The 23,856-nt window shown below is 40.0% G+C and carries 18 protein-coding genes, 2 tRNA genes and 1 other RNA gene; 6 read left to right on the top strand and 15 right to left on the bottom strand.

The window, feature by feature from the left end; translation table 11 throughout:
- Positions 1 to 217 precede the first annotated feature (217 nt).
- Positions 218 to 1,360, top strand: coding sequence for a methionine aminotransferase (locus tag SWH54_07130; protein ID MDY6791023.1), 1,143 nt, complete (start codon positions 218 to 220; stop codon positions 1,358 to 1,360).
- Positions 1,348 to 2,130 carry an amidohydrolase gene (locus SWH54_07125; GenBank protein MDY6791022.1) on the top strand — a complete coding sequence of 261 codons (783 nt, stop codon included), beginning with the start codon at positions 1,348 to 1,350 and terminating at the stop codon, positions 2,128 to 2,130. The genes SWH54_07130 and SWH54_07125 overlap by 13 nt, the downstream gene beginning before the upstream one ends.
- On the opposite strand, the gene ispD is transcribed toward SWH54_07125, so the two are convergent.
- The 11 genes from ispD to hisB all read right to left on the bottom strand — a co-directional run bounded on the left by ispD (position 2,131) and on the right by hisB (position 12,814).
- The gene (ispD, locus tag SWH54_07120) at positions 2,131 to 2,814 is read right to left on the bottom strand and encodes a 2-C-methyl-D-erythritol 4-phosphate cytidylyltransferase (GenBank protein ID MDY6791021.1); all 684 of its coding nucleotides are present in this window, start codon (positions 2,812 to 2,814) and stop codon (positions 2,131 to 2,133) included.
- Positions 2,815 to 2,828: 14 nt separating this feature from the next.
- Entirely contained in the window at positions 2,829 to 4,139 is a 1,311-nt protein-coding gene (locus SWH54_07115; protein ID MDY6791020.1) for an HPr family phosphocarrier protein, read from the bottom strand.
- A gap of 12 nt (positions 4,140 to 4,151) precedes the next feature.
- An RNA gene (rnpB, locus tag SWH54_07110) (RNase P RNA component class A) lies at positions 4,152 to 4,527 on the bottom strand.
- Between the two features lie 7 nt (positions 4,528 to 4,534).
- On the bottom strand, positions 4,535 to 5,254 hold the full coding sequence (locus SWH54_07105; protein MDY6791019.1) for a C4-type zinc ribbon domain-containing protein: 720 nt from the start codon (positions 5,252 to 5,254) through the stop codon (positions 4,535 to 4,537).
- Positions 5,255 to 5,271: 17 nt separating this feature from the next.
- Complete coding sequence (locus SWH54_07100; protein MDY6791018.1) at positions 5,272 to 6,390, bottom strand: Nif3-like dinuclear metal center hexameric protein; 1,119 nt, start codon at positions 6,388 to 6,390, stop codon at positions 5,272 to 5,274.
- Positions 6,391 to 6,580: 190 nt separating this feature from the next.
- A tRNA-Ile gene (locus SWH54_07095) sits at positions 6,581 to 6,653 on the bottom strand.
- A 48-nt stretch (positions 6,654 to 6,701) separates the two neighbouring features.
- Entirely contained in the window at positions 6,702 to 8,564 is a 1,863-nt protein-coding gene (gene rpoD / locus SWH54_07090; protein ID MDY6791017.1) for an RNA polymerase sigma factor RpoD, read from the bottom strand.
- 5 nt (positions 8,565 to 8,569) lie between these two features.
- Positions 8,570 to 10,453: a DNA primase gene (dnaG, locus tag SWH54_07085; protein ID MDY6791016.1), complete on the bottom strand. Its 1,884-nt coding sequence runs from the start codon at positions 10,451 to 10,453 to the stop codon at positions 8,570 to 8,572.
- A 318-nt stretch (positions 10,454 to 10,771) separates the two neighbouring features.
- Entirely contained in the window at positions 10,772 to 11,518 is a 747-nt protein-coding gene (hisA, locus tag SWH54_07080; protein MDY6791015.1) for a 1-(5-phosphoribosyl)-5-[(5-phosphoribosylamino)methylideneamino]imidazole-4-carboxamide isomerase, read from the bottom strand.
- Positions 11,519 to 11,520: 2 nt separating this feature from the next.
- Positions 11,521 to 12,171 carry a hypothetical protein gene (locus tag SWH54_07075; protein ID MDY6791014.1) on the bottom strand — a complete coding sequence of 217 codons (651 nt, stop codon included), beginning with the start codon at positions 12,169 to 12,171 and terminating at the stop codon, positions 11,521 to 11,523.
- Positions 12,172 to 12,226: 55 nt separating this feature from the next.
- Positions 12,227 to 12,814, bottom strand: coding sequence for an imidazoleglycerol-phosphate dehydratase HisB (gene hisB / locus SWH54_07070; GenBank protein MDY6791013.1), 588 nt, complete (start codon positions 12,812 to 12,814; stop codon positions 12,227 to 12,229).
- A gap of 239 nt (positions 12,815 to 13,053) precedes the next feature.
- Between hisB and SWH54_07065 the strand changes: the two genes are divergently transcribed.
- Positions 13,054 to 13,563: a response regulator gene (locus SWH54_07065; GenBank protein ID MDY6791012.1), complete on the top strand. Its 510-nt coding sequence runs from the start codon at positions 13,054 to 13,056 to the stop codon at positions 13,561 to 13,563.
- A gap of 186 nt (positions 13,564 to 13,749) precedes the next feature.
- Here SWH54_07065 and SWH54_07060 read toward each other — a convergent pair.
- Positions 13,750 to 13,822: transfer RNA gene (locus SWH54_07060), tRNA-Ala, on the bottom strand.
- A 100-nt stretch (positions 13,823 to 13,922) separates the two neighbouring features.
- On the opposite strand from SWH54_07060, the gene SWH54_07055 reads away from it, so the two are divergent.
- Positions 13,923 to 15,647 carry a YcaO-like family protein gene (locus tag SWH54_07055; protein MDY6791011.1) on the top strand — a complete coding sequence of 575 codons (1,725 nt, stop codon included), beginning with the start codon at positions 13,923 to 13,925 and terminating at the stop codon, positions 15,645 to 15,647.
- A gap of 70 nt (positions 15,648 to 15,717) precedes the next feature.
- Here SWH54_07055 and SWH54_07050 read toward each other — a convergent pair whose 3' ends face one another.
- The 3 genes from SWH54_07050 to SWH54_07040 all read right to left on the bottom strand — a co-directional run bounded on the left by SWH54_07050 (position 15,718) and on the right by SWH54_07040 (position 21,541).
- Positions 15,718 to 17,973 carry a dynamin family protein gene (locus SWH54_07050; protein MDY6791010.1) on the bottom strand — a complete coding sequence of 752 codons (2,256 nt, stop codon included), beginning with the start codon at positions 17,971 to 17,973 and terminating at the stop codon, positions 15,718 to 15,720.
- A 339-nt stretch (positions 17,974 to 18,312) separates the two neighbouring features.
- The gene (locus tag SWH54_07045; protein ID MDY6791009.1) at positions 18,313 to 18,894 is read right to left on the bottom strand and encodes a YqgE/AlgH family protein; all 582 of its coding nucleotides are present in this window, start codon (positions 18,892 to 18,894) and stop codon (positions 18,313 to 18,315) included.
- A gap of 19 nt (positions 18,895 to 18,913) precedes the next feature.
- Positions 18,914 to 21,541 (bottom strand): GAF domain-containing protein, encoded by a 2,628-nt coding sequence (locus tag SWH54_07040; protein MDY6791008.1) that lies wholly within the window; start codon positions 21,539 to 21,541, stop codon positions 18,914 to 18,916.
- Between the two features lie 412 nt (positions 21,542 to 21,953).
- Here SWH54_07040 and dtd point away from each other — a divergent pair, with 412 nt between their 5' ends.
- Positions 21,954 to 22,394 (top strand): D-aminoacyl-tRNA deacylase, encoded by a 441-nt coding sequence (gene dtd, locus SWH54_07035; GenBank protein ID MDY6791007.1) that lies wholly within the window; start codon positions 21,954 to 21,956, stop codon positions 22,392 to 22,394.
- 96 nt (positions 22,395 to 22,490) lie between these two features.
- The gene (locus tag SWH54_07030; GenBank protein ID MDY6791006.1) at positions 22,491 to 23,711 is read left to right on the top strand and encodes a D-alanyl-D-alanine carboxypeptidase; all 1,221 of its coding nucleotides are present in this window, start codon (positions 22,491 to 22,493) and stop codon (positions 23,709 to 23,711) included.
- Positions 23,712 to 23,856 lie beyond the last annotated feature (145 nt).

Genomic DNA, 23,856 nt, shown 5'->3' with positions numbered 1-23,856 from the left:
GATTTTGGTCACAGAATCAGCGCTGTTACCTTTAATCCAAAAGGAGCATTTTTTAAATACTCAGCATAGCTTTTGCCATTCTCCCCAGCTTAGCTGGGGGTTTAGCTCTGTAATTATAATTGAAGCAACAACAGAAAACAATAATTAGTGGCTATTGCCCAATTAATTTGCCATCACATTCATAAACAATAGTTTACAGGAGATAAAATCTAATAAAATGGAAATAGAATCAAAGCTCCCTGATGTGGGTTTAACCATTTTTTCGCAAATGACAAAGCTGGCAAATGATCATGGTGCGATTAATCTCTCCCAGGGATTTCCTGATTTCGATGTGGATACAAGACTCATCGAACTCGTAAACAAGTATATGCACTCCGGCAACAACCAGTATGCACCCATGCAGGGTGTCCTAAAGCTCCGCGAAAGAATTTCAAAGAAAACCCATGAAATGTATCATGCCGCCTATAACCCTGACACCGAAATCACCATAACTTCAGGCGCAACTGAAGCACTGTTTGCCGCGATTACCGCTGTGGTCAAAAAAGGTGATGAAGTCATTCTCTTTGAACCTGTCTATGACTCGTACGCTCCTGCGATTACATTAAGTGGCGGTATTCCGGTTTACCTTAAGCTAAAATTTCCCGACTACCACATAGACTGGAATGAAGTTGCCCATACCATTTCAGAAAAAACAAGGCTATTAATTTTGAATTCGCCGCACAATCCCACCGGAACGGTATTGTCGGCAGCAGATATATCGGCGTTAAAAGATATTGTTACTCATACAAACCTTTTTATTATCAGTGATGAGGTTTATGAACATATTATTTTTGATGGTCTGATCCATCAAAGCATGCTAAGATATCCTGAGCTTGCAGAAAGGAGCTTTGTAATAAGTTCATTTGGAAAAACCTATCATTCCACCGGATGGAAGATCGGATATTCGCTGGCGCCCGAGCCGCTTTCCCAAGAATTTCAAAAAATTCACCAGTTCTTGACATTCGCATCAAACACACCCATTCAATATGCATTTGCCGAATTCATGCAAAACAAAGATGTGTATCTGGATCTTTCCGAATTTTATCAGAAAAAAAGAGATAAATTTCTATCTCATATAAATAAATCACGATTTAAAGCACTGCCCTGCCAGGGGACCTATTTTCAGCTGCTTGATTATTCCATCATTTCTAAAGAAAGTGATCTCGATTTTGCCAACCGCCTGACGGTTGAATCAAAAGTGGCTTCTATTCCTCCGTCTGCTTTTTATCACCAGGGGGATGACTTTAATGTTCTGCGATTTTGTTTTGCCAAAAAGGACGAAACGTTAGCAAAGGCTGCCGAAATATTATGCGAGATTTAAAGATCACATTGATTCAAACAAAACCTGTCTGGGAAGATATTAACGACAATCTTGCTTTATTTGATGAAAAAATTCTTCGCATCAGCGAAAAGACCGATCTCATTATTCTACCGGAAATGTTCACCACCGGTTTCAGCATGAATGCGGCAAACCTGGCACAGGATATGAACGGATCTTCCATTAAATGGCTGCAGGAAAAATCAAAAAAAACAAACGCGGATATTACCGGAAGCATCATCATTAAATCCGGCGGAAAATATTTCAACCGATTATTGTGGGCCAAGCCGGACGGGCACTTGTTTGCTTATGACAAAAAGCACCTGTTTCGCTTTGCCGGGGAAGACAAAGTATATAGCGCAGGTGATAAAAATATTACCGTTGAATTAAACGGTTGGAAAATAAGACCCTCTATCTGCTACGATTTGAGATTTCCTGTATGGACCAGAAATATCAAAAATCGGTATGATGTTGCCATATTTATTGCGAACTGGCCGGAAACACGCTCCATGCATTGGAAATCGTTGCTTCAGGCAAGGGCTATCGAAAATCAATGTTATGTGATCGGGGTAAATCGAGTGGGTACTGATGGGAATGATCTTTTCTATAGCGGTGATTCTTCTGTAATCGATCCTCGGGGAAAAATCATTTTTCAACAGCATGATGAAGAATGCACCTATACAACGGCCTTATCTTTTCATCTACTTGAAGATTATAGAAAAGCCTTTCCGGCATGGATGGATGCGGACCATGAGATGGTACATTTGCCTTGATCAGTCGGGTCCAGCCTGAAGCATCATTTCTGCAAGTTTTAAATCTTCTCTGGTGGTAAGTTTAATATTTTTTTTACTTCCGGTTATAATTTTGATCTGGGTCCCCATTTTTTCCACCAGAAAGGCATCATCAGTGCCTTCATATCCTTTCACTCTGGCATTTTCATGGGCTTTCATTATGATCTCATATCGAAAAGCCTGGGGTGTCTGAGCAATCCAAATATTTTTCCTTGGTATCGTTTTTTCAATATTTCCGAAACTGTTTATCTTCTTTAGCGTTTCATTAACCGGAACTCCGATGATACATGCACCGTGTTTTTTTGCTCCTTTCACACACGATTCCAGCATTTCTTTATTTACAAATGGGCGCACACCGTCATGAATAATAACAATTCCATTATTTTCACCCACAGCCAGCAGACCATTATAAACAGAATCCTGCCGTTCTTTTCCGCCGGCAACAAGGTTAATCTTATGATTAAACATGGGTACAATCATTTTTCGACAATAAGCAAAATCCTCTTGGGGGACAACAATAAAGATTTTACTTATTGAACGACATTCATCAAATACAGCCAGCGGATGAGACAAAACAGGACGTCCGGCAAGCTGCAGGTATTGCTTTCGCACAGTATCGTTCATCCTGATGCCTTTTCCTGCTGCAACAATTACCGCCGAAACCATAGTTCTCCAGTCTTTTACTTCAAATACTTCAGTTCTTTGGGAAGCGGCACGCCCTTTCCCATGGTATCTTCCCCGTAATTCACCCCGGCAAGAATTTCAATATCTTTTAAAGCACGCACATCCCCTTTAAAAACAACTTCAGAAATATTTTCTTTTTGAATTTTTCCCCCTGCCCATTGAATATCAAGCACGCTGCTGGCATCAAATCTATCTTCATTCACACACAACTCGACCTCACCTCCATAGTATTGGACAATCTTGGCCACCAAAAGACTCGGTCTGCTGTGAAATCCCAGCTTTACCGGAATTCCCACTTTTATGGTTCCGCGTTCAATGTTTTCATTTAAAATCTCAATCGCCAGCTTGTTTCCGGTGGTAAGAAAATTACATGCATAGTAGAGTCCATAGTTTATGATGCGGTCAAGAAGAGTTTTGGGGTCAATCAGCAAAGAAAGTCTGTCCTGAACTTTTTTATAAATATTTTTATATCCCGCTTCATGCAAGTGCCGTTCATAAAAGTGAAGCATCCGACCTATTATCTGCAAAAGGTGAAAGACCGCTGAAAAGTATCCCCGAAGCTCTTTCAGCTTCCGGTTACCAAATCTGTATCCGCCATGTATGACATATGTATCAAAAGAAGACTGGAGATTGTGCACCAGCATTTCAAATCGCCTGACCTCCACTTCATTTATTTTATCCGGAACAAGGGTGAATATCTCTTCCAAATCATAAGGTTCATAAAATCCAAGCTGCTCAAATTTTCCGGCGATGTCGATAAATTCACTGGCAATTTTAACAATGTTTTTTTTCTGCTGATCTTTATCTTCATCATCAATATCATAATCAAGCAGCTCACCGGTAATCACTCCGGGAAAATCGGCATCACTGAATGTTTCCTGTGGAATGGGAATATTTAATCGTTTTGCTTCTTCGATTATAACCGGTGCGACTTTAATCAAGGACTTTACTAAAAAATCAAAATTGGCTTCCCCTTCTGATTTAAATTTCTCCCAATCCTTCAGTTTATAAAAATGCAGACGGTTTAAAATATGTTTCTGGGAATAGCATCCAAGGCTTAAATGCCTGACGGTGGCTGTCAGCTCTCTGAAAAAATACCAGTCTTTATTGTTTTTGGCACCATGAAAATCTAGAAAGTCTTCCAGAAGTTGAGAGGTTGATATCAGTGAAGAATACAGCTTTTTATTCGATACATTATTTTGTGAGCCTTTAGTGGAAATGAATATGCAATATTTCAAATAATCGCGGGTAAAAATTCTTACTTTTTCAGCAAAAGAAATGCTGCATAGTTTATTGTTATTTTTCATTTTTAAATAATCGGCCGGAGCAGCCCGTAAGCCGAATTCTGTGCCCGGTCCGGGTTACCCCAAATCGGGTAACGATCATTCATCTGTGGACGCCGGTTACCCGAAATCTCCTGCGACCTACCCGGAAGCTCGGACGGGTCATCCTCAAACACTTCCCTATTTGGTCTTGCACCGGGTGGGGTTTACCAAGCTTTCCCGGTCACCCGGGAAACTGGTGCGCTCTTACCGCACCTTTTCACCCTTACCCCGCATAACTGCGAGGCGGTATACTTTCTGTTGCACTTTCCTTCGCGTTGCCACGACTCCACGTTATGGAGCACCCTGCCCTGCGGTGTTCGGACTTTCCTCTGGATCTTATAAATGACCCAGCGATCGTCTGGACTGCTCCGACCGGATTAGTCTTTTTCCCAGTATATAATCCTTTGACAGTGGGGACAAAACTCCAACCTTTCGGTACGCTGAAGCTCATTATATATCTGAGGAGGGATCTGCATATTGCATCCCAAGCATACAGCCTTTTTCACTGCAGCTATTGCCCTGCCGCTTACTCTCGATTTTATCACTGAAAATTTATCGAGCAGCTTGGGATTAATTTTTTGGGAAATCGTTTTCCATTCTTTCTCAATCTGAGCCACCTCTTTTCTTCCCTGCTCAGATTCTTGAATAATGCTATCTTTCTCCTGTTTCAGCTTTTCAGCCAAAGCAGAGTATTTTTCCTTTTTTATTAAGATATTTTCTTCGGATGTTTCTATCTTCTCAAGATATTGTAACATTTCGTCTTCAATTTTAGCATTAATTGCCTTTATTTCATCTATTTCTTTTAATGAAGACTGGTATTCTTTGTTTGTCTTGACAAATTTAAGTTTCTCCTGGCTTTTCTCCGCTTTAGAATGGTTAAGCTGTGCATCTGTTTCACACGACCGATACTTTTGTTTAAAATCATTGATTACCTTTTGTTCTTCATCTATTTCGTTTTCAAAGGCCTTGAGCTGGTTATCAAGTTTAGCAAGTTTGGCGGACACTTTATTTATTTCCGATTTGATTGCATCACTCTTTATTTCAATTTCCTGAAGTTGTAACAAGGTATCTATTTGTTTTTTGGTAATTTTTTCCATTTCAATAATTCCAATATTTATACGAGGGTAAATGGATCATTTTCAAGTCTGCACGGTTTGACTTCAATATTTAGTCCCGCTTTCGACAGCTTCTTTTGCAGGCGTTTTACAACCATATCAATCATTAAATATTCTGATGCATAGTGTCCGATGTCGATAATACCCAGGTTGGCGGCCTGGGCATCTCTGGCGTCATGGTACTTTAAATCACCACTTATATATACCTGAGCCCCTGATGAAAGAAAATATTTCATCATGTCTGAGCCGCTCCCGGTGCATATGGCGGCACTTTTAACCGGCAATTGATGATCACCGGATATTTTAACATATTTTAATCGTAGTTTTTCTTTTATCCTTAAGGCCAGGGTTTTTAATTCTATGTCTTCATCGAATTCCCCGACCCGCCCTATTCCATTGCGGCCTTTCAGTGCTAACAGGGGATATACATCATAGGCCATGGTTTCATAGGGGTGATGAGACCTTACAGATTCAATGACGTCTGAAAGATCATCTTTTTGTACAACCGTCTCGATTCTGATTTCATTTGCAGCGCTTATTTCACCGGGACTCCCGATAAACGGAGTTGCCATTGATCCCGGTCTGAAGGTGCCTTCTCCCCTGTTTCTGAAGGTACAAGCTGAATATTCACCTATTTTTCCTGCCTTTGTCTGAAAAATGACATCCAATATTTTTTTTTCATATTCTTCAGGTACATATATGACCAGTTTGATTTTTTCTTCCTTTACAGCTTGGCACAGCACATTGGTTCTTTTAAGTCCCACAAGTTCAGCGAGCGCATCGTTTAATCCCTCGGCCACTATGTCTAAATTTGTATGCGCCGAAAAAATCGCCATCTTTCGCTCTGCAGCCATACGGATAATCGCCCCCGTTGGCGTAGCAAAATCGACTGAACGCAAAGGCTTAAATATCAATGGGTGATGGGTAATAAGCAGGTCTGCGTCATTTTGACAGGCATTTGCAACCACCTCTAAAGCAGGATCAAGTGACACCCAAACCTTCTTTACCGGCCAACTTTTTCGGCCCACCTGCAATCCGACGTTGTCCCATTTCTCAGCCAGGCCGCCCGGAGCAATTGTTTCCATGGCCTGTATTATATCAGCTACTGTTGCAGACATGTTAAAAAAATCGTATCTAAAAAATAAAAAAAGCGTGATTTAATAATTCCAACCACGCCTTTGCTCCTGTATTTTCATGGAAAACTTTCAGCCATTTTCCATTCCCATATAATAAATTCTTACAGTAGAATGATTCATTAATTTTTACCAAGCCGTCTATGGTTGTCTTCCTTATGCAAGTATTCAGATATGGGCCCACCTGGGATCGAACCAGGGACCTACCGGTTATGAGCCGGTGGCTCTGCCAGCTGAGCTATGGGCCCTCAGTTGAAAAGGTATTATCTAACTTTAAATAGGAACGATGTCAAGCATCAGGTTTCAAGAAAATTTTTCAGCTTCCGGCTCCGGGTCGGATGCCGTAGTTTTCTCAATGCCTTTGCTTCAATCTGCCTGATCCGTTCCCTGGTAACCGCAAAATCTTGTCCCACCTCTTCAAGGGTGTGGTCTGCCTTTTCCCCGATACCAAAACGCATCCGCAGGACTTTTTCCTCACGCGGAGTCAAGGTGGCAAGCACTTTTCTGGTCTGTTCAGCAAGGTTCAGGTTTACCGCAGCATCCGATGGAAGGGTGATTTTTTTGTCTTCTATAAAATCCCCAAGATGGCTGTCCTCTTCCTCACCAATAGGGGTCTCAAGAGAGATGGGTTCTCTGGCAATCTTTAAAACCTTGCGAACCTTTTCAAGTGGAATCTCCATTTTTTCAGCTATTTCTTCAGGAGTCGGCTCCCGTCCCTGCTCCTGGACCAGGTATCTTGATGTCCGAATGAGTTTATTAATCGTTTCAATCATATGAACAGGAATTCGTATGGTTCTTGCCTGATCGGCAATCGCCCGTGTAATCGCCTGTCTTATCCACCATGTTGCATATGTACTGAATTTATAGCCGCGTCTGTACTCAAATTTATCGACGGCTTTCATCAGGCCAATATTTCCTTCCTGAATCAAATCCAGGAACTGAAGGCCTCTGTTGGTATATTTTTTTGCAATACTCACCACCAGGCGCAAATTCGCTTTGGTGAGTTCCCTTTTTGCCAATTTTGCTCGATGACGTCCTTCTTCAACACAGGTGATTATCCTTTTTAACATTCTGCTTCTAGCTTTAATAGCACATTCCTGTTGATTAACATGTTCCTGGCATTTTTTTATTTCTTCATAGAGTGCCGCCACCTCATCTCTTTTAAAATCACATTTTTTACAGGCCCATTTGACAAATTTGGTCTTGGTGGACATGTTTTCACGCATCTTTTTGACCGGTGAATTCAGCATTTCAGAGTACTTTGAAATCTTCTGGTTCATAAAATCAAACCATTCAATCTGTTCTCTAATAAGCTGTTCAATTTTATCTATCACTCCTCCTTCCAAACGCCAAGCTTTAAGATGTTGGAATATTTTGTTATTCCTTCTGTTAATCGATCGTCTTATCCTGCGTTGTTCATCGGGACTGATTCCAGGTGAAAAAAGCTTTTCACGAAAATTACGGTTTTCCTCATCTATCTGTTTAATACAACTGATGGTGGTTAAAAACCTCTCGGTCTGCATCACTTCATCAATATAAGTATCCCCCTCATCAATATCCCTTAGTACATACTTGGATCGAAGTGCGCCCTGCTCAATATGCCCTCCAAGTTTAACGATGCTTTCTATACAGATGGTGGTATCAATGAGCGCTCTTAAAACCTCCTGCTCGCCAGCTTCTATTTTTTTGGCTATCTCGACCTCACCCTCCCTTGTCAAAAGCGTAACGAGACCCATTTCACGCAAATACATTTTTACGGGATCGGTGACCGTGCCAAACACTGAAACAGTCTTAACTTCTTTGTCTTTGGCCTTTTTGGCTGCAAGCGATTTAAGATGTTTTTTTTCATCAATAATTTTAATATTATATTTACCCAGCGAAATAAATGTTTCATCAATTTGTTCCGTAGAAAGCATGTAACCGCTCATGGCTTCATTTATTTCTTCATAGGTCAAATATCCCTGCTTGTTGGCCTTTGTGATCAGTTTTTTTAGATCTTTTTTGGGAAATTTTTTTAAATTATTCTGTTTGTTTTTCTTAACGGGTTTCTTATTTGCGATATTTTTTACACTTTTTGTTTTTAAGGTGCTTCTTTTTGTTTCAGCACTCTTTCGGCTCTTTGGATCTTTTTTCTGTATTTTTGCCTTTTTGCTTGCCATTAATCTTATGCCTCCCGAATACGCCGGTTTTGCAACGCTATCTTTTCCTTCTGCCGTAGAACAGCCATATTCTGTTTCTCATTTAAAAGCTTTAGTAACAGCACCTGATCATTTTTTTTCTCAGCATCTTTGATCTGTTTTTCGATAAAGCTTTTATTACGACTTTTCCTTCTGATCTCAATAAATTGGGTGATTAATTTAATGCAGCCATCAAGCTGCCATGATTCCTCTTCCAAAGCCAGAGCAGCAATAATACTTCTTTTTTCCTTATCATCGATCAAATTTATAATCTCAGATACATTTATCTCAGGTGCAATTTTTGCCCCGCCATCAATCTCCGGGACACGATTGCCGTTCTTATCGGTATGGATTAATATATTTTGACCAATTGATTTTAAGGTATCATTTTCAAAATATTCAAGTATATTCCGCTTGGTTAATTCCGGTAATATCTCCGGATATTGAAGCATCATGGCAATAATCTGCCGTTCCATCCGGCTTTCTTTTTGATTACGCTTCCCTCCTTGAGATACATTGTTCACATCTTCTTCACGCAATTGGTTTGAAAAAACGGTGCCTGCTTCTCTTACCTTTTCTAAAACCGCAGATTCATCAATGCCCAGTTGTTCGGATAGTTCCTTAATATATAAAGACCTTGCCACGCTGTCATTAATGGCTGACAGGGGTTTTTTCATATCTGAAATGATTTGGATTTTCCCTTCAATGGAGTTTCCGTGCTTCTTTTCGGCAAAATCAATCAGAAAAGCCATAATACTCTTTGCTCTTGAGCATTCATCCATAAAGGCTTTTTGGTCAAATTTAAACAGATACGAATCCGGGTCATATCCATGGGGCAACACCATAATCTTTGCATCCACATAGCCCTGGTCAAATTTTTCAATACTTCGATACGCCGCTTTTAAACCAGCGTCATCCGAATCATATACAAGAACAACTTTACCTGTTTTTCCGATATATCCTCGAAGAATTCGTACATGATCTGCCGTCAGTGATGTTCCGAGAGTGGCCACAGAGTTTTTAATGTTGTGCTGATGAAGTGCCAGCAAATCGAAATAGCCTTCAACAACGAACACGGTTTTGGATTCTCTGCACTTATCCTTTGCCCTGTTCAGGCCGTACAGTGAACTGCTCTTATTATATACAGGTGTCTCTGGAGAGTTTAAATATTTTGCACTTTTGTGATCGGAATCGTCCATGATACGCCCGCCAAAACCAATGACTTGCGAACTTATGTTAAATATGGGAAAAATGATTCGTCCCCTGAAACGATCATAAAAACCATTGCTCTTTTTTCGGGGAATAATCAAACCGCTCTTTTCAACTAGTGTCAGAGATATCTTTTTTTGCCTAAAATAACGAGAAAGATTATCCCAGCCTTCCTGGGCATATCCAAGGGCGAAGTTTTTTATTGTATCTTGATTAATTTTCCTTTTTTTCAGGTATTCTTTTGCATTTTTTCCGGTGGCAGGGTTCAATAATGTATGGCAAAAATAGTGCATTGCCCGCCGGTTAATATCAAGCAGTTTTTCCCTTTCGCTTATTTTTCTTTTCTGGTCTGGTGATAATTTTTCAGCAGGTATATCAATACCGTACTTTGCTGCGAGCATTCTAACCGCTTCAGGAAACGACATTCCCTCATGTTTCATAATGAAAGTAAAAACATTTCCCCCCGCCTGACACCCAAAACAATGAAAAATCTTTTTTTCCGGGCTCACTGTAAAGGAGGGCGTTTTTTCGCTGTGAAAAGGGCAAAGTCCAACATAATTATTTCCCGTCTTCTTTAAAGTGACGACATCTGATATTATATCAACAATATCAGCTGTATTTTTAATTTCAGAAATTTTATCTTCAGAAATATAACTTGCCAAAAAGAGCAACCTCCATATCTTCAGTGCTCAGGAGACCGACAATATCGGAAGGAACGTAAATGGAATGAAGTATACTATAAACAGTCTTTGGTAAACTTAAAATTTAATTACTAAAGCAGCTTCTGTCAAGAAAATTTTTTGAAATAATTCTATAATGTTATGCACAAATAACACATCGGTTTTAAACGTAATCGGTGATTTATAGAATGACTCGCTTAGTCAGGCTGAAGGGATGAGAAAATCACCATTGCCGTATTTTGAGGGAAATGCCTGATTCAAACATGGTTTAAAATGTGACTTTTCCCGACAGCCTTCAGCTTAATTACCGGATTGGTTATTGGTATTTTTTGCTAATTCGATCGCTTCCTTTAAGTCAAGATTTCCGCTGTATAATGCTCTCCCGGTAATGATACCGCTCACACCAAATTTTTCCAGTCGAACCAGTTTTTTTATATCCTCAAGGGTGGATACACCACCTGAAGCGACCACCGGTATGGTAACATTTTTTGCCATAATCATTGTTTGCTTTATGTTAGGGCCGGTTTGCATTCCGTCTCTGTAGATATCAGTAAAATTTATTGCCGCCACGCCACAATCTTCAAATTGTTTCGCCAGATCAAGCGCCTTAATTTTAGTCGTTTCGGTCCACCCTTCGATGGCCACCATTCCATTTCGTGCATCTATTCCGACCACAATCCGACCGGGAAATTGTTTACAGGCATCTTTCACCAGCTTTGGGTTTTTAATCGCTTCCGTACCGATGATCACTTTTTTTGCCCCAAGATCAATAAACTTTCTTATGGTTTTATTATCCCTGATTCCACCACCCACCTGTACATCCGCTTTTACATTTTCAATTATTTTTTGGATGGAATTTAAATTTTGCGGGCTTTTTTCAAAGGCGCCATCCAGATCAATCACATGAATCAGTTCGGCTCCCTCGTTATCCCATTTTATTGCCATCTTTACCGGATCATTGGAAAAAACGGTTTCTTCATCCTTTTTCCCCTGGAACAGGCGCACACATCTGCCATTTTTAATATCTACTGCCGGTATGATAATCATTTTTAGGGAAATGTACTAAGCATATCTGCAAAACCGTTGATCGCCATCTCATCAGCGGTAATCCAGCTCGCTTTTCTTTTGATAAATTTTTTTAATTTAAAAAGGTTTTCACTTAGTGAACGCTGTGTTTCATCAAAATGTCCTGACCAGATATTGCGACCACTTTTGGTTTCTATCAGATGAACCCCAAAAGCAACAGAAGCCGGTGATTTAACGGAATATCGGTTTCCAATCCTCTCCTTGTATCGGTAAACGGATCCTACTATAACCGCATCAGCGTTATATTTACGGCCTTTATTAACAATACGTTTTCTTTGGGAAAATGCTTTTTCTTCTCCATTCAAGTTTAAAATAACTAGTTTATATTTTTTCTTGCGCTTTAAGTGGGAAATCAGGCTATGGGTAAGTTTAGCTGCGGCATCCGGGGCCACTTCACCGGTTATAAAAAATCTGCCACACACCGAACATCTGACACTTGCATCTTTGCCATATATCCTGGATACATCTTTGAAGGGCAACACCAGGATCTTTTCTGTTTCAGATATAGGATAAGCTGATTCAGGGGCAATTTCTTGTGATGTGCAGCCTGACAAAAAAAGGACCGCAAAAATGATTGCGATATTAACCCTTACACAAAATTTGTCGTTAAACATATTGCGTCTTTACACTCGCTTGTTTATCACATTGACATGCCGGGTTAATAATATGTTACAATTTTCCCTTAGTGGATTGAACATCAGCAATTCTTTTATCTGTTGAAGTCGCCTGGTCCAGAGCTCTGGCCGTTGCTTTGAATATAGATTCAAGGATATGATGTTCATTATCACCATAGGTCACGTTAATATGTAAATTCATTCCACCACTAACGGTAAACGCCCTGAAAAATTCTTTTGCAAGTGATACATCGAAAGGCGCACCCGAACCCGGATTCCTCGGAACATTATAAACCAGAAAAGGGCGCTTGGACATATCAACGCTTACAGCAGCCAAAGCATCATCCATTGGCGTCACCGCATGTCCATACCTGATTATTCCCCTTCTTTCACCAAGGGCCCTGTTAAATGCATCCCCCAATACCAGTCCTATATCCTCTACAGTGTGGTGAAAATCAACTTCCAGATCTCCCTTTGCATCTATGGATAAGTCAAAGAAACCATGCAGGGCAAAAAGCGTCAGCATATGATCAAGAAATCCAATCCCTGTAGATATATGCTGCTTTCCCTTTCCATCAATATTCAATTCAACACTTATTTTGGTTTCTCTGGTGTTTCTTTTTACCGAAGATAATCGTTCCATATGATTAAACCTTTATAACCTATTGAAATAATAAACCTACCTTTTAATTTAATACTGAATTCGTACAACAATCTTCCCTAATAAGTCAAGCCATCTTTTTTATACCATGAATAAAGTTTATCACTATCTATAAATCTCACCTGCCAGCCAGTCAGCCTGGTTCACAAAATACGAAATATAGTTGACAGAATTTATATAATATTCGATAATTATTTATACTTAGAATAAGGAAGCATGCCATGGAATACAGCATCTTGGTTGTTGACGATCAGCAGATTATTCGTGATATGCTGGAAAATACGCTTTCCCGTGAATCTTACACGGTTTATTGTGCCGGTTCCGCAGAAGAGGCGCTTAAAATCCTGTCGCAAGAATCGATTGACGTGGTTATTTCAGATGAAGTCATGCCTGGAATGACAGGAACCCAATTTCTTGCCGTTGTTCGAAAAGCATATCCTGATGTAATCCGTATCATTTTAACCGGGCATGCAAGTCTTGAATCGGCAATGCGTGCCATTAACGAAGGAGAAATCTATCGATTTTTAACCAAGCCGTGCAATCTGGTCGATCTATCCGTAACCATTCGACAGGCATTGCAGCAAAAATATCTAAAAAACGAAAACAAACGGTTGGCAAAAATTGTTAAACAGCAATCCTATTCCTTGGGAGAGATTGAAGAAAAATATCCGGGGATAACCAAAGTAAAAAGAGATTCCGGAGGAGCAATTATCATTGACGATAATGATTGAATTTCATTTATACCAGCCGTCCGTCCTGATCGCCCTTTTCATTCCCCGTGAGAGTTCACCTGCCACCGCATATGTGAACCCTTACCGTATAGAACTTGAGAAAGCTTTTTGTTCATAATGGACGCCGAACTGATACCATTCTCTTTAGTAATCACCAAGAAAGAAACCGGAATAATGATTGGAAAGTGGAGATGAGGGGAATCGAACCCCTGACCTCAGCATTGCGAACGCTGCGCTCTCCCAACTGAGCTACATCCCCACATGAGAGTGTCATTAACAAACTTTAAACAACCAGTCAATTTAAATCTTGATGGCATGGTGGAACCTCTCGCCTTGCCTTTGGAGTACGGATAATAAACATGAAGAATAAAGTGATATTAAATGATGCCTTTAAACGATTTACCCTCGATCAGGACAAAACGTTGCCACCTGAAGAGACTGTCAAACAATTTAAAGCCAAATTGAATAAAATTGATCTGGACATTTTAAAAAAGACAGTAAGGATTGATAACGGCCGGCTCAATATTCCGGTATTCATCAGTTACTGTGGCCAGGATGCTAAAAATGTCACCGGCGGTAAAAAGCAGATGGGAAAAGGAGCGACACCCCAGCAGGCCGAAGCCAGTGCAGTAATGGAACTGGTTGAAAGATTCAGCCTTTTTAGTTATAAAAATAATCCAGGCCATTTTACGATAGAAAAGTATGGCAATATTAAAGACAAAGCCATTGATTTTCAAATGATCGCCCAGTCGGTTCATGATGAAAATAACGACCCGGATTTGATGGAGCAGATATTTAAAGATGTTCCTTTAAAGTGGACATGGGCGACCAACCTTACCCAAAACAAACAAGTCCTTATTCCTTTTGACTGGTTTTTCAATATCAATGAGTTTAACGGATCCTGCGCCGGAAACTGTGCGGAAGAGGCCATTTGCCAAGGTATTTGCGAAATTGTTGAAAGGCATACATCATCCCTAATCAGTCAACACAGCATAAACCTTCCTGCGATCAATCCCGATTCAGCAACCGATCCACTTGTGGTGGAAATGTTAAATAAATACCGACATGCAGGGGTTAAATTGCACATTACCGATTTTACCCTTGATATGGGCATACCATCGGTGGGCATTCTGGCCTATGATCGGTCAACCTTTCCGGAAAAAAGTGAAATTGTCTGGACAGCAGGTACAACGCCGAATCCTCAAAAAGCTTTGAGTCGCGCACTGACAGAAGTCGCCCAGCTCGCGGGTGATTTTAATACCGGCTCCTGTTATGAAGCCAGCGGCCTGCCAAAATTCAATGATCTTGAAGACGCAGGTTTTATCACCAATCCTGAAAAAACAGTGGATATTACCCGCCTGCCGGATCTATCTGATGATAATATTAAAATTGAAGTCCAACGTTGCATTTCTTCACTGGCTGAAAAGCAAATGGAAGTGATTGCCATAAATACAACGCACCCATTGCTTAACATACCTGCTTTTTATATGATTATTCCAGGTGCACATTTCAGGGAACGTTCTCTAAGCGCAGATGTTGGAATGTTTGCATCCAAACTGCTAACGGAAAACATCGACCCCGACCATGCCATTGACAAGCTAACCAAAATTAAAGCATTACTTCCTGATAAATATTATATCAACTTTTACCTTGGCCAATGCTATCTGTCCGTCAATAAACCGCAAACCGCTCTCGATTATTTTACTGCTTCGATCAGTCAAAATCCTGCAAAGCATGATTTGGCCAGTATTTATTCCTACATGGGAATATGCTTTAAAGATATGGGAGAGTATCAAAAGGCGCTCCTGGTGCTTGAAGAAGGTGAGAGGCACGATAATGAGAGAACAGATATTTATAACCTGATGGGGTTTTGCTACTTTAAGTTAAAAGAACACCAAAAAGCGATTGACAGTTTTAAAAAAGTTCTCAAACTCGACCCCGGTTCCGCTATCGACTATGCCAATATTGCGTCAAACTATCGTGATATGGGGAAAATTGAAAAAGCGATTGAATATTACCTAACGGCCCTTGGGCTTGACCCTTCCATTGAATTTGCCAGAAAAAGTCTGGAAAAATTGCAGTGATGTTGTTATTTGCGAAACACTGAAACCCTAAGATAGAAACCAATAGTTTGGCTTTTTATGTTGGTAACCGCTATTTTATTGCCTCTAATTCTTTTTTTATCCCTATAATTCTGTCATTTATTCGGGGTAAGTCCTGTATGATTTCAGCAAGGATTTGGCGGGTCTTCATTTTGTCAATTTTGTTGTTGTTTATCCTTTCAATTGTTGTGGAAAGATCATCTGCATAACTGTTAAATCCGCGAAGAAGCTCCCGGTCTAAAACATCTGATAAGACGTCAACCAGTTTAAAAAGATATTTAAACTTCATATTCTCTCTGTATTCATTAAAATGGAAAATAACAGACTTTTCCGTTTCGCGTTTCATACGTCGGGTGCCACTTTTTAATGCTTCAATTTCAACTGAATTATTTTCTGGAATCGGTTTTTTTAATATTTTTTTAAACATGTTGATCACGGATAAAAAACCCAGTTTCATCACTGCTTCGGTTTTTATCTTTGCTGAATAACGGATGAAAGTGATGACAGGCGGTATGTTGAGCCCGCTTGCCTCTTTAATGGAATCCATAACCGGCATGTTAACCCGGCTTTGCTGTGGGTTAATTTCCTGGGTTAGCTGCAACTGGTTCAGTGTGCGGTCATATTCTGCTAGTGCCTTTTCTATAACCGCCTCATATGCGCGGAAAACCGATTTAAATTCGCCATGGATCTTTACTTCAATCTCCTTGGCAAACCTGATTACCTCGGGATTCAGGTTTTCAACCAGCGATGTATCAAAGGCCTGCTTAAATTCCTCAAAAACCAGGTACAGGGTGTTCAAAAAACCGGATCTTTTCAGCTTTTCTTCATATTGCCTGTAAGGTACCCTATAGTTTCTGATAAACCCGATGATATCACTCAGGACATCTGATGATCGTGTATTAAAAAACCGATTTACATCTCTTTTGATTTCATTTTTAATGTTTGGCACCACGCCCGAAATGGTATGATTAACCATGGACTTTATTTTGTCCATCCCTGCCTGGTGACTCTTTATTCTTCTGGTAATTTCATTAATCCCAGAGGCATCCCGGTCTAGAATACCCGCAGTAAGAGCGGTCCATCTCATCATATCTGACAAAATGCCACCATGATGTTCAATGCTATTTTTTAATAGCAAAGAATATCGCTTTTTTTGTAGTAAACGTGCAAAAGAATCTTTAAATCGTTGGATTTCCCTGCCGGAAAAATCAACAAACTCGATTTCCTTTTGCCACTGCGAAAATCTGATTTTATCTTTTGACGGCAGGTTTTTATTGATCGTTTGAAACAGGTCATAAAGTGCTGAAAAAGAATATACCTCTTGCACAGGTTTAATCACGGCAATTTCTTCTTTGACTTTTTCAGCAACCATTTTCATATTTTCAACCGATTCATGGTCACTGAAATCACAGTTTAATACAACCAGAAAGTGATCCATGATCCGCATGTTTTTTATCATGGATAAGAACCTGATGTCAGCCTGGCGCAATCCTGTTCTGCTGCTTACAACATATATAATTAAATGCGTGGAAAATAAGTAATCCTGAATCATAGCGATATGAAGGGGGTTTGCGGAATCACTTCCCTGGCAGTCTGCTACCTCAATATTGTCATCAATGGCCTTTGAATCAATTTTAAGGAGTACGTCTTTCAAATAAACGGCCAGTACTTCATTACCCACAAAATCCCAGTGTTTTTGAAACAGCTTACCTTTATATTCTCTTGTTTTCTTATTCGTTGAAAGCTCAGCCTTAACTCGATCATAACCCTTAAGATAAGAAGATATAAGCACCACGCTTGCATTACATCGACCATTGGTAATTTTTTGTTCGCCGTTTAATTCGTCAATGGCCTTTTGAATGCTCAGGCGATCTTGTTTTTGCCTGATGTTAAATCTTCTTCCTTTTATTTGCCATTTCAAAACAGGCAACATCTCTATGGCTTTTTCTATTTCCGAGTTCACCTCTTTCCATGATTTAAAAAAAAGTTTTGCCACAGAAGGTTTCCCCCGCTGTATCCTGGTAACAATGGATGTAACAACTCCGGCACCGCGTTTCAAATAATCACCATTAAACAGAGCATTGGAAAACGTACTTTTGCCCGATTTTATGGAACCCACCACGGCAATACGAATCCTATCTTCTTCCAATCTTTTACGCAGGTGGTTGCATTCCTTTTCCCAATCAACAACGACATTATCCACTGAATCTTGAATTGGCTTTAGTTGGGAAATTAAAGTCGACATAGCAGAATTAACCTGAAAAAGGTCTGTTCTGATTTTACTGTATTCCTTTTTATGGGTTTTCACCGATTCTAAATGAACCCCTCAGGGGTACCTCTCTGATGTTAAAATTTTTTTAAAATCTATGAATAGAACATAATAGCTTGTAAATTTTAATCTTTTATGATATGCAAATCTTAATGAATTAAAAACAGTGCAGTAAGCCTTGAAGGGACAATTTTCTTGGTTGAACCAAATTGAAAGGAAAGATAAATTTATGTCGGAAAAACATCCTGAATGTCCACTATATAACCCATTAAATTGCAAAGAATATTACAATCCCAAACTATGTGCATTTGTAAGAAAGGATAAGGTTTGCCTTAAAAAAAAGAAACCCAAGCCAAAGACAAAGAAAAAATAAGCATATCATGCATTGCCTGCTTTATCAGAAAGCAGGTTCGGATCAATTCCCAGTCTTTTAACCGCTTCTGACCATCGTGCCTCGACAGAAACATTAAAAATGATCTCATTTAAGGCAGGAAATGTTAGCCAGGCATTTTGCCTTATTTCCGACTCAAGCTGGTTTGGACCCCAACCGGCGCACCCTAAAGCAATAATAAATGATTCAGGTCCTTTGCCGAGCGCTAATGATTCGATAATGTCCTTTGTGTTACTCATTGCCAGGCGAGGCGTAATCATAAAACAAGAAGCCCAGTCAAAAGGTGTGCTATGAATCACAAAGATTTCTCCTTTATGAACAGGCCCACCAATATGCACAGGTATTGCTTCGGTCTTCTGGTTATACTCTATTTTGAGTTCTTTAAAAATATCTTTGCCCGACAGCAGGGGATGGACCCTGTTTATCACAATCCCCACCGCTCCATCTGAATTATGTTCGCAAATACATGTAACCGTCTGAGAAAAATTTGGATCAGACAAACCGGGCATTGCCATCAGAAATTGCCCCTTAAGATTCGTTTGTTGGGTGTCTTCCATGTCTATCGCCATTTATGCTTTTCCCAGACATTTACGCTTTAAGTATTTTATCTGAATCTTCTGAAATATCTTTGATATCCAGAAGCTCATATAGTTTTAACCCTCCCAGGGCTTTATTAATTTTGCGAATTTTCAATCTGGTATCCACAGCTCGTCTTGTATTTTCACCTATGATAATACCATTGGGATAAGATTTGGTAAACTCCTGCATCCTGAATACAGTATTGACTGCGTCACCAATTACAGTGTAATCCATCTTCTTTTCAAAACCGATATTACCGACGACCACTTCACCGGTGTGAATGCTTATACCGATGTTCACCGATGTTCCCAGTTCCTTCTCGAAGTTTTCATTTACCTCTTTGATCGACTCTTTCATCTCAAGTGCGGCAGTCAATGCATTTTGTGCATCCTTTATACTTGAAACCGGAGCGCCAAAAATTGCAAGAAATCCATCGCCCAGGTATTTATCAACAATGCCGTTATACTTAAACACGATACTTCCCATCACAGAAAAAAAACTGTTTAACAAAAACACGGTCTTTTGTGGCCCCATTTCCATGGCCAGTTCGGTAAATCCCCTTATATCTAGATTTAGTAAAGTAAGCTTCTTAAATTCTTCAACCAGTCCCTTGCCGGTCTCTTCGCTGTCAATGATTGTTTCCAAGACCTCTTTGGGTACAAATTTTTGAAACATTCGTCTGATACTTCGCTCATGTTCGGCCATAGAAACCTTTTCTTTATACAATCGGGCATTTTCTATGGCAATACTTACCGAGGTTGCAATTGATTGTAAAAGATCTTCATCGCTTAAGCTGAATCCACCCTTCTTTTTATTCAGCACCTGGATCACCCCCAGAACCTTTCCCTGAGAAATCATTGGCACACACAATACACTTTTTGTCTTAAATCCCGTATGCTTATCAACACCTGAAAAGAAGTGGGGGGATTCCTTGGTGTCATTCACAATGATCGATTCACCACTGGCAGCCACGTGACCGGCAATGCCTTGCCCGATTTTAAGTCGGAATTTTTTCCTGATTTTAACTTTAACATTAAATGCAACGGCCAGCTCAAGCTCATCATTTTCCAGAAAAAGCAACGATCCAGCTTCCACGTTCATGATGACGCGAATCATATCCATTGTATATTTTAAAACCTTGCTGATATCAAAGGTCGATGACGCCAGAGCTCTTCCGATTTGCTTAATTGAGTCGAGTTCCTGATTCCTCTTTAAGACGGATGCCGTTAGCCTGCTGCGTTCAATGGCAATGGCAAGCCCGTTGGCAACCCACTCAATGACATTTTGGGCATGGTAGAAAAGTTCTGCTCTTTTTGCATAAAGGGCCAATATCCCGGTTAATACACTGTCCGTTTTTAAAGGCGTCAGCAGGCAGGAACCGCCGGTGCCCTCGGCAAATAATTCCTTTTCAAGTTTATTGGCGACATAGCCCACACGATCTATTTCAGCGTCTTCTTTGGACAGATTATTATCATCCACAATGATTGTGCTTTCTTGTTTGAGAACCTTTTCAATCACACTTCCTTTCGGTGAGTAATAGTCGCCTTTTGAAATACCGGTCGGGCCGCTTGCCATTAAATCAGAAACGGTCAGATATCCGGGCATGTTTTCATCCTTAGTCATTACTACTGCGATATCAAAGGGCACCACAGTGTGGATTTCGTTTAATATGGCCTGAACAAGTTCACTGTCCCTGAAACTTGAATTAATAACCTTGAAAATCTTCTCAATTGATCTCAGTTGAAGTGATCCCTGTTTGTTATCTTTCAAAAGTCGAATGTTTTCATAGGTGAAAGCCGCGTTGCTCAGCAAGGGAGTCAGAACTTCGATAACGTCTTGCGAGTATACTTTATTGTCGTCTTTGCGTGAAAGGGTCAGTACCCCTATTATATCCTTGCTGGTTTTTATCGGCATGCAGACAAATGATTTTGTTCCGTAATGTTGCAGGTTGACCCTGCCAAAACGTCTGTCCTTTTCAACGTCTTTAACGATAAGTGGCGACTTGTTGATCACAGCGTATTTTGCGATGCTTGTTTCAAACTTAATTCTGTCTCCCAGCTTCACATATTCCCCCAGACCGACACTCGCTTTTACCACAAATTCCTTTGTTTCACCTTTTTCTAAGGTCAATACAGAACCAATATCGGAATTGGTCAACATTAATGAGCGTTCTAATGCTACATAAAGAATTTCCTCTGGATCAAAAGTAACATAACACAATTCTGAAAGCTCTTTGAGTATGGATATCTCTGAACCTTTTTTTTCCAGTTGTTTAAAGGTAGCGGCAAATTGTTTATTAATCGCGGTAAATGACTGGATAATATTTTGCAGCTCATCCGCCCCTGTTTTAAGCTTTTCATCTGCAACCTCTGTAATAAAGCTGCCCGTCATTTTTTCAGAAATGTTTTTAATCTTATCAAACAAATTTTTCAGGATCACAAACCCAAAAAAGGAAAAAACCAGTACCACCATAAAAAATACCGGCACAAACTTATCGGTAAGTATATCATACTTATAGGCAAAGTAGATAAAACCAAAAACGGGAAAAAGAAAAAAGAGCCCGAATATTATGTTAAGTTTATAATAAAGGTTTCTATTTTTCAGCGAATCTTCCCCAAGCCATTTATAAAAACTCATTTTCTATTTCCTCACTGGTTAGAGGTGTTAAAGGCCAAATCGCTCAACTTAAAAACCACCCAAAACAGCTGGACCTCGTATTGAACCGATGTATCCCTTCTCCGTTTGGACGCCGATGCATTCTGTATGGCTGTGTTTCCGTTGGTTAAACCGGCCGGTTATCCGTCCTTTTCTCGCCTTGTCATACCGGTACTTCCATATCCTGAAAGGCAAATTCATTTGGAGCAAACCCCAAGGTTTAATCAAAAGCCAAGGTTTGAATGATATTAACCCTTTATAATATAAAATTAATTTTTATTCAAGATAAATACATCTTTGTTGATCAAGCAAATTTTCTTGACTTTCCAGTCTTGGTCCATATAGGGTCAAGTCAATTTATGCTATTGATTTTTAACTATTTCGACATAGTATTATGCGCGCAGTCATCCAACGAGTAAAAAAAGCTTCTGTTACTGTAAATGATACAACTATCGGTAAAATCGGTAACGGCTTGCTCGTTCTTCTTGGAATTGGCAAAGGAGACGAACGCAAAGATGCCGATTATCTTGCCGAAAAAATTACCAACTTAAGGATTTTTGAAGATGAAAATGCCAAAATGAATTGCTCCCTGCTCGAAACATTTGGTGAGATGCTGGTGGTGTCCCAGTTTACTTTGCTGGGTGACTGCCGCAAGGGAAGACGTCCTTCATTCACCAATGCCGCAGTTCCTAATAGAGCCAAAGAGCTTTATAATTATTTTGTCAGTCAGGTGAAAATTAAAGGAGTTAAGGTGAAGACAGGTCGGTTCCGCGCTGTTATGGCTGTATCATTAATCAACGACGGCCCGGTTACGCTTATTGTTGAAAGTCAATAGTATAATGGCCCAGACAAAGCAATGATCTCTGATCACGCAAAATTTGTTTGGTTCTTAAATGGGATAAAACCTGCCAGTATGAAATCAACTCACCCAATGAGATTGTTTATATTTGCTGTTTTTCTTTGCCTCCTGATTGCAGGACCGTGGCTGGCCGCTGCCTTTAGTGCAGGAACGCATGGCAATTTTGAAAATCTGATCGGAAAGCATGATGCCTTGCTGGTTACTGCCCCCAACGAAAAAATCATTTTTTCAAAAAATTCGGAAAAGATGCTGGTTCCTGCTTCCACGCTCAAAATTTTTACCGCACTGGTGGCGTTGCACTATCTGGGACCTGACTATAAATTTGCCACTGAATTCTATCTGGATAAGGGGCAAAATCTTAAGATAAAGGGATACGGAGACCCTCTGCTCATTTCAGAAGTTCTGCAGGAAATATCAAAGAAGGTGGCTGGAAAGATTGAAAAAGTCATCGATATTGTTTTAGATGATTCATATTTTGCCCAACCGCTGACGATTCCCGGAGTTTCATCATCCATTCAACCCTATGATGCCCCAAACGGTGCGCTCTGTGTTAATTTTAATACGGTTAACTTCAAACAGTCAAATGGCATCTATATCAGTGCCGAACCTCAAACCCCGCTGGTGCCTTTTGCGCTAAACAGAATAAAAAAACTCGGACTGCACCATGGAAGGATTGTGTTTTCCCATAATAATAATGAGTGTACATTTTATGCCGGATACCTGATTAAGCACTTCTTAAACAACGAAGGGTTACAAACTACCGGTATTGTAAGGACAGGCAGGGTTCATAAAAGCAAAGATCGATTAATCTTCCGATATATTTCAAAATCACCTGTAAAAGAAATCATATCGAGATTTCTTGAATTTTCTAATAATTATACCACCAATCAACTGCTTATTGCGGCAGGCGCAAAAACCCATGGTCCGCCCGGGACCCTTGATAAGGGAGTTTCAGCAGCATTATCTTATGCAAAAAAGATTCTTGATTTGAAACACACTCACATTACTGAAGGTTCGGGAATATCCAGAAAAAACAAAACGTCGGCAAAAGACATGGATAAGGTACTCAAAGCATTCGAGCCCTACCATGGCCTGATGCGCCATGAAGGCAGAGAATTTTATAAAACCGGTACCCTTAGCGGGATAAACACCAGAGCGGGTTATATTGAACACCCAACGGGCCAACTATATCGATTTGTGGTATTTATTAATACACCCGGAAAATCGACCCGAAGGATTATGAAAAAACTTCATTATCAGCTGAATTGCGGGGCTAATATTCAAGGGTCGTAAGGAAATCGCTGAACGGAAACCATTTCTAGTAATACGTTTCATTAATACTTTTACATATTAGCTTGCGGTAAATCGAATTTCTTCCAGCAATGTACAACGGGCTCAGTATTGATTTCTTCAATTCCCTTGAGGATTCTTTCTTTGA

The organism is Thermodesulfobacteriota bacterium (genome assembly GCA_034189135.1).
GTDB lineage: Bacteria > Desulfobacterota > Desulfobacteria > Desulfobacterales > JAUWMJ01 > JAUWMJ01.
Note: the sequence above shows the minus strand (reverse complement) of the source record. Positions and strands in the feature narration are given on the sequence as shown.